The organism is Flavobacterium sp. B167r (assembly GCF_056824315.1).
Genome location: NZ_CP124859.1, coordinates 2,392,549 through 2,405,621, shown reverse-complemented (window position 1 = coordinate 2,405,621; position 13,073 = coordinate 2,392,549). Strand labels below are relative to the sequence as shown.

General features: G+C 36.9%; 5 protein-coding genes. 2 read left to right on the top strand and 3 right to left on the bottom strand.

Annotation, left to right across the window (positions count from 1 at the left end):
* The first annotated feature begins 14 nt into the window (after nucleotides 1–14).
* The gene (locus tag QLQ96_RS10595; protein WP_482496630.1) at nucleotides 15–1,643 is read left to right on the top strand and encodes a hypothetical protein; all 1,629 of its coding nucleotides are present in this window, start codon (nucleotides 15–17) and stop codon (nucleotides 1,641–1,643) included.
* 35 nt (nucleotides 1,644–1,678) lie between these two features.
* Here the strand turns inward: QLQ96_RS10595 and QLQ96_RS10590 are convergent, their stop codons facing one another.
* The 3 genes from QLQ96_RS10590 to QLQ96_RS10580 all read right to left on the bottom strand — a co-directional run bounded on the left by QLQ96_RS10590 (nucleotide 1,679) and on the right by QLQ96_RS10580 (nucleotide 8,602).
* Nucleotides 1,679–6,541 (bottom strand): P-loop domain-containing protein, encoded by a 4,863-nt coding sequence (locus QLQ96_RS10590; RefSeq protein WP_482496629.1) that lies wholly within the window; start codon nucleotides 6,539–6,541, stop codon nucleotides 1,679–1,681.
* Nucleotides 6,538–7,611 carry a ComEC/Rec2 family competence protein gene (locus QLQ96_RS10585; RefSeq protein ID WP_482496628.1) on the bottom strand — a complete coding sequence of 358 codons (1,074 nt, stop codon included), beginning with the start codon at nucleotides 7,609–7,611 and terminating at the stop codon, nucleotides 6,538–6,540. The genes QLQ96_RS10590 and QLQ96_RS10585 overlap by 4 nt, the downstream gene beginning before the upstream one ends.
* Before the next feature lie 61 nt (nucleotides 7,612–7,672).
* On the bottom strand, nucleotides 7,673–8,602 hold the full coding sequence (locus QLQ96_RS10580) for a hypothetical protein (RefSeq protein WP_482496627.1): 930 nt from the start codon (nucleotides 8,600–8,602) through the stop codon (nucleotides 7,673–7,675).
* A gap of 283 nt (nucleotides 8,603–8,885) precedes the next feature.
* On the opposite strand from QLQ96_RS10580, the gene QLQ96_RS10575 reads away from it, so the two are divergent.
* Complete coding sequence (locus QLQ96_RS10575; RefSeq protein ID WP_482496626.1) at nucleotides 8,886–13,064, top strand: NACHT domain-containing protein; 4,179 nt, start codon at nucleotides 8,886–8,888, stop codon at nucleotides 13,062–13,064.
* Nucleotides 13,065–13,073: the final 9 nt, after the last annotated feature.

The window sequence follows — 13,073 nt, the reverse complement described above, 5'->3', positions numbered from 1 at the left end:
TAATCCATTCCAAAATGAAATTAAATCCAAATCTTTTAACTTCCGAGGAAACTGCCTTCCAAGAACTAGAATCTTCTTTAAACGGCACCGGTGCCAAAGGTGTGTACAATCCAATGCAATTTGTAATAAGGCTTCGTGACGACATCAATGATGCATTAAAAAGTGAAGGGATGAGCGCGGAAAAAATTCAGGCTTTTTCAACCTATATGCATGAAACCATCCATTGGTGGCAGCATGTAGGCTCGCATTTGGGATTTTTGACGAGCCTGAGTTATCCAGCAATGGCTCATTCAGCGCACAGAGACTTAAAGATAATGATAGAAAAAGGTGACAAAGTTAAGCCATTGATCAATTATGACCGGATTGCGTTTAGTGAGAATGGAAATACTGGCAACATCGAGCTCAACACTATCCTTAATTACTATTATGATATACAATACGCTAAATTATTTATTTTAGATAACAAATACATCGAAAAGATTAGCCAAGACAACCGATTTTTTCTTTGCATCGGGCACTGTTTTCATATCTTATGGTCCACATCTATCCACGTTGTTTCTCTTTCCATTGACCCTGACTATTCATTTCTTCCAAAAGTCAACCAGTGGCCTGAAAATTTTAAAAAACTGGCTGATGAAAAGGCCTTAGGTTTTGATATTGACTCTCCAAATCCGGCTTCGACTCTCGGAACCAAAGCGATATATGAAGGTCAGGCCAGATTCAATCAGCTTCAGTACCTTGCGATAGCTTTTGACAATCAATATGTATATGAAGATTTTAGAAAACTTGGAATGCTGCACGGTATTTATATAGAGGCCTTTGACTTCTTCCTGCAAATTACCGAAATAGAGCGCCCTGCGGATTTTAATAATCCTGTAATTGGTCTTTTTCTTCTGCTTTGCGACATCGCTATTAACCCCGTTGATGGATTTCCATTCGACATTACCCATTATGAAAGCTTCATTATTTCCAATGATCCAGGCATAAGGTTCAGTCTTCTTTGCAGAGCTGTTAGCCAGGATAAGAACAAATGGGCCGCAGCGGTCCAAAACTATTCACGGGATGAATATATCGACCTTACAGAGAAACTATGTGCCCTAATTGTATGCCCGCCTCCCATTTATGGCAGTGTTATAGTTGCTGAATGGGAAGACAACCACGAATCTGTGAAGGAGCTGCTAAGAGAAGAAAATGAAATGAAGTATAAACCCGAGAATATGGAAATCAGACTCTTTGTTTCCAAATATATACGTTTTCAGCAGGACAAGCTGCGTTACCCTCAAATATTCTGCTGGACTGGCAAATCAATGACCGTGGAAGCAGACCAGGAATTGAATTTTGAAATGGTGGAATCTATTTTCAATAAACATCAGGCGCTTTTTATTGATGAATCGGACGGTATAATAAAACCAATTCTGTTTGAAAACTGCACAGAGGAAAACATCGATGCTACTTTCCAGCTATTCTATGCCCACAATACAATGCACGATATGATCTTCAAATGGATAAAAGAAAACGGGGAATTTAAATACGATTACCAGTGGCTTACAAATGAACACAGCGAAGAGGATATGAAAAACTGGATAAGGAAGAACTTCAAAGAGGTCTTCAATATCTTTCCCGAAGACCTCAAGGTGGTGTGACTTACAGCTTGCAACTGCTCAAGCTTTTCATTTAATTACTTGAACTGGATCATTTCTTCTTTGAGAATGTATCCTTTAGGAGAACCTTTGACTATAAGCAGATCAAGCAGGTAAAGAAAATCCCTATTCAAAACAGTGCTTCCTTTTATCCTGGCGGCATAATTGAAAAATGCCCTGTGGACAAAACGTTCAAGTTTCCTGTATGTTGGCGCATCATTCAAATCAGTTTTCAAAAGAGCAGCCAGCCATGAAACTGAATTCGGCATAAAATTCCTGAAACCCGCCCCGGCAAGTAGATCCATACATTCGTTAACGGCATAACTGCCGTATTTTGTTATGAAATCTTTGTAGAACTGCTCTTCCCCTTTAAGATTGTCCCACTTCTCCCTATTTTCGTTCCACTCTATATCCAGGAGGAGAACTGAAATGAGGAATATACGGCCGCTTGATAAAATCCAGTCTCGAAGCTTACGCCATAAAACCCAGAATTGCTTCACCGTCTGCGATTCGGAATCTGCGAAGATCACATCCAGCACCAACTGTTTTAGTATATCTTTGATATAAAGCAGATCCTTAAGGCCGTCTTTTCTCTCAGGTCCTATAAGGGTAATGTCCAAAAGCTGGACCAGAAGCTCTTCTGCATATTGTCCGGGGCACCCCAGGAGATACTTGGAATAAAACTTTTTAAATACTTCCCTGCATTCATTATACTCGTCGTAATTACGTTGCTGTAACTTCAGTTGCGAAAGATGCAGGGAAAGCATCCCGGCAATAAAACGTTTCTGGTCCTCAATCTCTGTATCGGTGGAAATCATTTCGAGTATACCGTCAAGATGCCAGCGGGAACCATGATCAAGCTCTGGGATTACAGAGGAAGTTATAAAAGGTTCATCTGCAACTACAGCTTTCTGAAGGTGCTCTTTCCAAAGTGGATTTTTATCTTCTGGAGGTGCAAAAAAGTGACCGCTCCTGCTGTTATAATCCGCATTGCTTTTCTCTAGGTATTCAAAAAGCCCATACCAGCAGTTTAAAGAAAACTCCGTTCTCAATTTCCATAAATTTTCACTTATGCTGATGTATAAATAGTGTTTAAACCTGTTCTCAATGCGTGCTGTAAGGAGCTGAAAAACCAGCGCTCTGGCTTGCATCTCAGCACCTTTATCCAAATCTAGTTTAAAGAGAAGAGGTATGCCGTACAATACGGCCTCCTTGTCGATGAAACTGGTTGTAAGATCCGTAGCAAATCCTGTTATATTACGCGCTAGTTCACTGCCAAGTGAAATAAGCTTTTCGTGGCACCAGCCTTTCTCGTCCTCACTGAGCTCATCGAAATAATCACGCAGTCCCAAACATGCCATTTTACCCGGTGCAGTCATGATGTCAAATTCCGCATCTTTACCCTGCAGGTAACTGTAGCCTTTTTTCCATGAGGCATATGAAATATCCCCCCCTTGTTCCCTATTGAAAGCTTGTGAAGCCCAAACCGTGCCAATCTCTGGAAATGACATACTTTGAATATCATTAATTGACGCTTCAATTTCTGTGTCATATCCCGGGCTTATTTCAATCACTCCTTTTGCTCCCGGAACATCAACAGCATTGAATTTATATTTCCTCAAGTCCATTTCAAATAAAGCTTTGCGCCATGAAGAATCCGACTCCGGAACTTCCTGCCATAATACATCCAGCTGTTCAAAAATTTGAAGGTTCATGGTTCGGCAGCTAAAAATATAATTCGCTGCAAAACCAATTAAGCCACGGCGGTAAGCCGTGCGGTGCAGTTCTCTATCGGCAGCAATCCTCTCTTTTTTCAAAAACAGATCCGCACCATAATAAAAATTATGCCCCATAAAGTCCGAGGTGTATCGGGAGGAATCCCATTCCAGCAGCTGGCGATTCCCAAGCAGCCGCGCAGTAGTCGAATCAAGAAGATTAGGGTATGCCTGTACCACGCTGCTTACCACAGCCAGAACCGCAACATTGTTTGAATTAAGCACCAGCTGCTCATTGAGTTCCATAACCTTTTTGAAGCCTTCAGTTCCATTTGCAGCCAAATCGAGAAGACCCTTTTCAAGTCCCATTAGAAGCGAACTTATCAGCATATTAGAAGCATTAGCTTCCCTATAAAGGGTCCAGTATTCCAAGCTTCCGTAATAACTTCTGCTTCCATGTTCTTTAAATTGCAGCTCAATCTTCTTCCTCTGGTCAAAATCCCGTTGCCTGGCTTCATAATTTTTCTTAAAGGCATCGTTTAAAAAGCTTGTCAGAAATAAAACCGCCTTATCAGGGTGATGGAGAAACATCCAGTAAAAAAATGTTCGGTATGCACTGGGCGAATCATAATCAATATCATCGCTCAAACCATAATAATCAGGTCCTGGTTCGATTTCCAACTTGCTGATCAGGCTGCCAGGACGATGTTCCCTTTTCTTTTCAATCCAAGTCTGCATCGCCTGAGTTAATATAATATCAGGATAAAACCTGCAGATCTGCTCACCGCTTACATCCTCAATAATCAGTTCTTTTACATATTCGAGCAAGCCCTTATGATGCCACTCACTTCCTTTGTTTTGGAGATCCACAATTGCATCAAGCAGTTTTTTTACCGCTGGTTGGGCCTTGGAGGTCAACTTTAGAAAAATTTTAAGCGCTTTTTTAAAGTCGTTTTTGGGAATTGTTTTTCTTGAATAATCAGAAAATACATCCTGATGTTTTATTAGATAATCCTCTAGAAGAACCGCCGCACTTTTTGAACCGATAGGCAGCAGCACAGTGTTAAATTCAGCAAGCTGAAGAGCCCAGTCAAAAATGAGCTCCAAAACTGCTTCTTGCATTTGCGGAATTGCGTAAAGGACTTCTTTATTGTTAGCCGCAAAATCAATTGCTGCATCCCATCCGGCGCCCAGAGGGATAAGGTCTTCAAGATCGCCTGCCTCTCTGATGCTCTTACAGCACGTTCGCAAAAAGTAAACAACATGAAGGAGCTGACTGGCATTATCCGCGAGAAAATACTCCTTTAAAGAATAAAAAAGACCGGAAGCATTTCCCGAACGCAATATATAAACTGTCAATTCGTTTTTCCACGAATCTCCAACAGTAACACTGAGAAGTACACCTCGGCTGAAATCATCGGCATCTGAGGGATGCTCGGTATAAAAATCTTCAAGCCACAATCGGAATGCCCGGCGGACAGCCGGACTGCTGTCAAGTCCCGAAAGAAAATGCTCTTCTGATTCGGCATTCTGCCGCTGCTGCTTAATGTAACGCACCAGCGCCCAATCCTCCAATATATCATGCGAAGGAGAAAACCTATTTTGCAGCTCTCCCGGCTCTGAATAGATTATATTATCTTGCACAAGTGCCTGAGTGTTGTGGTCAGCCTCATAAAAAGTATAGAGCTCCATGGCCTTCGCCCTTTTCAGAGCGATAGCAGCAAACGCGGCTCCTCTTTTGCTGTCGCCTGCCTCTATAATCTCCTCCCACATTAGTTTTTTAAAGCCTGCTTCATCAAGGCTTTCCGCATCCTTAACCATTGGGTAGATTCGCAGGGCTTTATCAAGATAGTATGGCGTGCGAAGAAGATGGGTCAGCTTTTGATTTTTAAGCAGCAGGCGGATTTGCGGCAATGATTCTTCAATCTGCTTCATTTCCTGCTCATTAAATTCACTGATTTTGTAAAATAGATCTGACCCAGGGAATTCGTGGTTGTAAAAAATTTTAAACTTCTGAAGCATGTAATCGCGAATCGTCACAACCATTCCAATGTTCGAACTCTTTTTGACCAGGGCCAAAAGTTCTGTAAACGCTCCTCCAAATCCACTTTCTGCAAGTTTTTCAAAACTTTCAATCCAAAAAACAACTTTTTTCCCTGCCAAGGGACTCTCTAATATCTGTTGGATGCTGACGCCATAACCTGCCTTATCGAGAGCTTCATGAAGCGAGGGCGAAGCAAGCTGCTCGGAAGTAAAAGCAATAACTACGGTGTCGGTGCTTTTTTCTAATTCATGGATTAAACTTTTAGCCATCGCCGATTTTCCCGTACCGGCCTTGCCGTGCAGCACCAGCATACTGCTCTCTGCAAGAATTTGCAACGGTCTTTTCATATCTCTTGCAATATGCACTTCGCCAATCGTGTTGCGCGTTTTAATATCTACTGCAGATCTGTTTAATTCTATTCTATCAAACGCAGCAATTACCGCATCATCTTCCTCAGGATTTACAGTCATCAATTTTACAAAACCTTCAGGCACAAGATGATTGTAGGTCATAATTGCTGTTGCAAAAAACCTGCTTTTTTCTTCATAAGTATGAAGTATGCCCATCAAATAAAGGTTATCTTTGATCAAAGTAAACACTCCGCTTCCTGATAGTCCCTGAACATTTGAAACCGCTGACTGATATCGTGTATCAAGAGACCCGTCGAAATTTAGACTGAATAGATTTTTATTCTCTTTAGAATGCTCTTCGAAATTCAGCTCGTATGGACGATCTTCTTCTCCGCTGTTGAAATCTGCAAATCCTCTTATTACACATTCCCTTGTTAAAGATGCTCTGTCAATTATCGGAAAAAAATACTTAACCCCCGACAATTCTTCAATATGTCTTTTAGAGATTATGATTAAAGCAAGATCAAGTTCATTGCTGCTGGTGCAGACTACTTTATCGGTTTGAGAAACAGTGTAAGAATGCCAGGTGTTGTCGGAAGGATTAAAAATCTTTTCTAATGTTATATCCTCATTAACGTAATCCTGATCAAAATTTTGCCCGACAAGACAATGTTTGGCCGTAAAAGCATAAATATAGTCAAAGGACTCGCCTGGGGAATACAGAAGGGCTGTACCCGTTTCCTCTTTGCACCTGATTTTTACCGCAGCATACTGAAATAACTCCTTTTTCATATGCTGTTATTTAAAGAGGGATAATTTAAAATGATTGCCGGATGCTCTTCTTCAATAAAGGTCTGGATGAAATTAAAGCGCTGCTCGGGATTTTCATCTGAATCAAATATTGATCTGATCTGCTTAGTTCCGGAGGTATACTTAAATTCAAGTTCGCGCCCGTTTTGCTGATGATGATGTAAAATTCTTGCCATCGTTTCTTTATCTGGATGCTTATTGCTTATTCCGTTTGCAGAAATTACGTATACAGCTGTATCAATCAAAGTTAACAGCTCGGGACTTGTATTGTTCTTGCTTCCATGATGCGAAACTTTTACAAAATTTACTTTTATGGGATTCTTTTTTGTATAGCCTAAGGCTTTAAGTCCGCTTACTGCGTCTGAAGGATGTCCGTCTGCAAGGAATAAGCCACGGACTGATTTGAATTTCAGTAAAAATATGATGGAAGATCCGTTTACAATATCTGCATTTTCTGTAAATTCGGTTAGGGAAAACTCCTCAATTTTCTTATGATGGTCACTTTGTCGGCGAGAAATTTTTGCTGTTCCCCTTACTTCTCTTTTGATCCAATCCACATCGGCAGCTGCAATCTTTTCTACGGTCGGTCCCAAAAGTGTTAGTTCCAGTCCGTAAAAGTCCAGTGTTCCCGTTTCAATGGTAATTTTTTCCTTGAGAAGTTTGCCTGTATTTTCTAAATAGGTTCGAAGTGCGATTCCTTGCTTGTAACCTACTTTACTGGCTGTTGAAGGCAATTTAAACTCTGCGTGATTAAACCAGAATAACTTTATCAATTTTTCATTTTCATTATGAGTTTTATCGGTAAGAAAACTCATAACTGCGCCGATGTGATCCAGATCAATATGGGTAATTATCCATAAATCAACAAACTCTCCCGATTTAGAGATAGAATCGAGGACTGGCTTAAATATCTGATCGTAAGATCCTATATAACCTCCGTCTATCAAGATATTATGCCATAATTGGTCATTTCCAAGATATCTTATCCATATCGCATCTCCTCCGTGTGCATCAAAAAAACTGATACTTAATTCGTTGGGGTTTAAAATCATCAAATAATTACTTTCACTATTAACAAACAATAAAATTCTAGCAGCAGAGGCTGTATTTTCTTTACAATTTTTTAGGTGCAGAAAGATAAGCTATTTCCCTTCCCGGTGCTTGCAATTCCGCTTCGTAAAGTTCGATTTTTTTTTCATTAAGCGAAAACATTGTTTCTGCAATTTTACCAAAATTAAGTTTAACCACATTCTCTATAATATCAGCTGCTGCAGTTACAAAAATACGCATGCCGCTATGGGCGTATTTCAACTTGTGAAATTTTAAGTGCATTTCATATTCATGCAGAAGATGATCAATTCTTTCGCTAATTTCATTTTTGGTATAATCCTGTCTACTGATATCCTGCATCCATACCCTTAACGCTGTAAATCTCGCGGCTGAATCTGGATCAGACCGGTAATCTAGAATCTGCTGCCAGGAAACATTCTCATCTGGAACTGGCAGCTTAGAAAGCACGACTTCTAAAACCTTCGATGCGTTTTTTTCTGATTCCCCAAGTCCGTAATCCAAAAGAGCGGCCGTTTGATCTCTGGAAAAACTATTTAAAAAAATCGAAGAAATACGGGTAGCATCATTCTCAGAAGCATCAACCGATTCCATGTACTGATTAATTATTTCTTCCATCATTTTTTTTGAAGGATTTTTTGGAAAATCTTTGACGTCCATCGGTTTATTGATTTTTGATACCTTCTTAACCAAAGGCAACAGTTCCGGAACTATTCCGCCCTTAAATTCTTTTACAACGAAATTTATCATTTCTGACAAATTGAAATGGTGCAGCAAATTTGCGTCATAAGCGGGCTGTAGCTCTTTGCGCAGCTTTTCAAGATAGTGAGGATCACTGGTGTCGAGCTCATCAAAAATTGTAAAATTATTAAAGCTGCAGATATGCACCTGCTCAAAGTAAAGCAAGTCTCTCTTTAACAGATTAACAGCGTTATAGGCGAAATTAAATGACGAAGGTCTAAGTCCTAATTGCATTTGTCTAATTTTTTGTTTATGCTATAAATTTATAAGATTTATCAGATCAAAGCAACTTTTCATTTTTATTACAGTGCAGTTTTTCTTTATACATATTTTTTGAAAAGTTAATTGTTTCTTTGACTTCCATTAAATTGATTTTAAAAATTTACGCTTCCTGAATTCCCACCTACAGCTGCCTTGTGCTGATTCATAGAATTCCTGGCAAGGCATGTTATATAGATTTATTGATGTATTTCCATATAAAAAATATTTCTCTATATTTGGAAAAAGGATCAATCTTATGACAAGCCAGGAATTAGGAAGCAGTTTCGAACTTATAACGAAAGACTTTTTCGTGTGGCTACTGGAGGAAATTGATTTGACTGTAATCAAAGCAAGGTCCCAAAAATCAGGAAATCAAAATGGTTTTGACATTTTAGCTATCGTATCCAAGGATTACACTGAAAAGAAGATTTTCATTGAATGTAAAAATTATGAAACTGATTTATCTATTGGGAATATCATCAAGAAAGGGTTGAACTTAGAATCAAATTATGAACTTGATGAAAATGATCTTTTTATAGCAATAAATCCCAAATCAAACTTCAGCAATGAAGATAATTCTGAAAAATTATCGCCAATTCTCAGCCAAAAGTTTAAATTCAGTTACTACGCACTTGATCTTTCAAATGGTATCAAGGAATTATTTGCATTAAATAACAATTTCTACAGGTCTGTTTATGGAAAAGACGTAGATTTTGTCGTAAATAAAGAAAAAGAAATAGAACGATTTAAAGCCATTATTTTTTCTAGAAAACCTTTCAAAAAAATAATATTAACAAATACCGAAAAAAATAAGTTTATTGGTGAAATAAATGTAAATAAGGACAATATAGAACGATATTTTACACAAGAACCTCATTATGATAACATTCTATTTAAAAAAGAGAAAAAAGAGAATCTAACTCTTTCACAGATTTTGGATAAAGAAAATAAATTTTTTGTTATTGGCAATCCTGGAATCGGCAAATCCACCGAGCTAAAAAAATTTGCGCTTCAAAACTGGAAAACAGGTGAGAATGAAAATTTTATACCGATTTTTAAAACTTTAAAAAACTTTACAAATACTGATTCTATTGCCGACTACTTTCCATCCGGATGGGAAACCTTAAATAAAATTATCTTTATACTCGACGGCATAGATGAAATCTCAGATATAGAATATTTCAAATCCAAATTAGAAAACTTTATCGCTCACAGCTCCAATGGACCTAAAAAAATTAAGTATATAATTAGTTGCCGTTCGAATGTTTACGAAAGTATTGTAAAAGGAATACCAGAGTTCAAGGTATTTTATCTGAGGGATCTATATTCAAATGAAAGTTTTGAAATCTTAAAGAGAAAGTGTGGCAATGTAATTGAAACTTTATCTTTCGACAACTCATTTATAAATTTTCTAAAAACACCTTTTCAGTTAGAAATTTTAGCAGAGTTCATTAAAAACAATGGGCGAATGCCGCAGAACACAAATATCCTTTGGGAGCAGTACATTCAAAATAGACTTTCACATGACAAGGACGAAAAACTAAAAAAAATTCCCCTAAACGTACCTGCTCTTAAAAAATGGTCAATGAAAGTTTCATTGATCAACGAACTAATGAAAAGCAACGTCATCAACGAAGATGATCTCTATGAAACCCTTGACAGCAGTGGTAAAGAATATGAAAATTTTAAGAAAAATCCGCTTATTACTAAACTGATTAACCAAGATAAATATTCTTTTGAGCATCGAAATCTACAGGAGTATTTTGCAGCTACTGCATTAAGTAAATTATCTTATGAGAAAATCAAAAGTTTTATACTCATTGGTAATGAAATAAATAACACGCATCCTTCCCTATTCAATACCATAACATTTTTAATTAATATTGTTGATAAGGATAAACATAATGAATTAGTAAACTGGCTAATAGAACACGAGCCCGAATTACTTTTTAAAGCTGATTCCAATAGAACCGATAGCTATAAAGTGACTGTTTTTCAGCACTATTTCCATTCAGAATGTGTAGAAAAAACCTTTTGGATTAATAGTAATAAAACTTTTACCACTAAAGAAATAGCAGAATTTGCAAACTGCGAAACAAACTTTGAGTACCTTCTGACTTTTATAAATGATACAGATACCCATTTTAGAGTTAAAGTTTCAGCATTAGAACTCCTAAGTTATTTTTCAGTTCCGCCAAATAAAAAGCAAGAACTTAAAAACACTTTCTATTACTTACTGCAAAACTCTGAAAACGGCGCCATGGTGAAATCTCATATTATAGATTGTATTCATGATCTCAAGCTGTGTATCAATGACGAAAAACTTTTAGATGACATATTTTACTTATTTAAGAACGAAACCAACAAGCAGCTCAACCGAGCGCTCTTGTCATTACTTGAGGTATACGAGAATATTGATCGCTTTTTTTGGTATGTAAAGTCTGAATTTTTCCGGGAACGAGGGTTTAGCAAAAGAGAAACAGCAGATGAAGTAATTCGAGGAACCAGTTTTGCTCTAGACCGTTTAATATTAAGATTTAATGTACCTTCCCATTTTATAGATCTGGCGAGGCACTGCTTTGATGAAGATGAAGACAACTATATAGACAGTAAATATATTGAGGAAATTATCAACCGCTGCTCCTATTTTGAAAGCTTGGATTCCAACTTTTTGGTAAACCTATTTAAATCCTTTCAAGAAATAAAAGACTGCCATTTCAGAGAAACGGCGTTAAAAGATTTAATCTCAAAAAGCAGCAGAATTAGTAAACTGAACCTTTTTGAATATGTTACGTCAAACACAGACTTTAAGACATTTGGATATTTTCTTGCCTCGGTTACAGATGAGGAAACTATTGGAATAGTCATCAAAAAATTTGAAGATGGTAGCATAGATGCGAATAATATTGATCTGTATAGAAATGTTCTGGGTTATACACAAGATCGAAAGTTGGCGGAATACTTTAATTCTGTAATGATTGCGAAAGGTTTTGAGTTTGAGGAAATCTATCTAGATGAACTTGAGTATCTAAATTTAACAGCAAATTACAGAAAGAGACCTCAAGAAAACTTTGATTTTCTTTTCGATAAACATCTCTTGCTCTCCAAAATTAAATCCATATTTGATCGATACGGCAAAAATATCGATCCTACAATGATTCGTCAGATCACAATGGACTGGTACAACGAAAATGGTCGTTCAGGCACGATGGAAATTTCCCATTCTTTATTGAACAGAATCGTCCATAAAATGAAAACTCCATTGAATTATGATCAGATTGAGCATATTATTACAGAGGATGATTTACTTCTAATTAAGGAAATAAAAGCACAAATCCAGCAATTAAGCAATTCAAACGTTTTATTTGAAATTAACAGTGACCATCTTCGTGAAATTTACAAATGGTGCCATAAAACCAAAGATGAAATTGATTTTACAAAAATTATAAGATTAATTAATCATAACTCTTTAAATCTGCTTGACCACTACGAAAAACTGAAAGCCACATTGTATTTCGTTATTAAATTCAGATTTGATTTTCCTGAGGAGTTTCTTTTAAACAGTATTGAGTTCATAGACATAAACAGAACTGCCGGTCAGGAAGGTACGCTAAATCAACTTCTGAGTAGAATTAGAAATAGAGAAGCAGTTACGAGTAGAATTCTTGAAAATTTAACAGCTAAAAATCTATATTCTTTGTCCTTAAGTTCTCATATTCAATATGCCCTTGATCATAACCTTCAAGAATCTTATAAGAAAATTGGCGAACATCTCATCAGTAAAAATTATAATTACAATATAGAAAAAATCCTTAACCAATATATTGAACAAACAAACGATACTGAACTGCTGAAGAAACTTTGTGACGACTTAAATTCTCATAAATGCTGGACAGCACTAAAAATAATGATGCAATTAAAAGCAGAGCCTGATTTTTGTCTTGAGAAAGCGAACATATACCTTAATAATTTAAATTACGATGATAAGCATTATCTTTCGTCTGCCTTATCCATTCAATTTGAATTAAATTCAAAAAATGCAGTATATCACCTTATTTCTTTTATGGATCTAGAAAATATTCCAGCATTAAATCAGACCTCATTTAAAAACTATAATGCAATAGAGGATTATAATGTTTTATCTAAACTATACCAAAAAATCTATTTAGAAAATCAAGATAAATTTAGACTGTCTGATATGAAAAGTTTTATGTCAACTTATGTATCGAATTTATCTTCAGGGAGAACAAGCTTCAATACTGTACAAAGCGAATTATCATTGATAAAGGATAACCTAAAGAATTCTTCATTGGACAATGAACTATTTTATATTAATCATCTTGTCGAAGAATCTAAAAAAGGTTACTTGAATTCTCAGTCCAAAACTTTTACCTTTAGTGAGGCATTAGCCAAAGTACAGCAAATAATAAGCTAGTAATTTTAC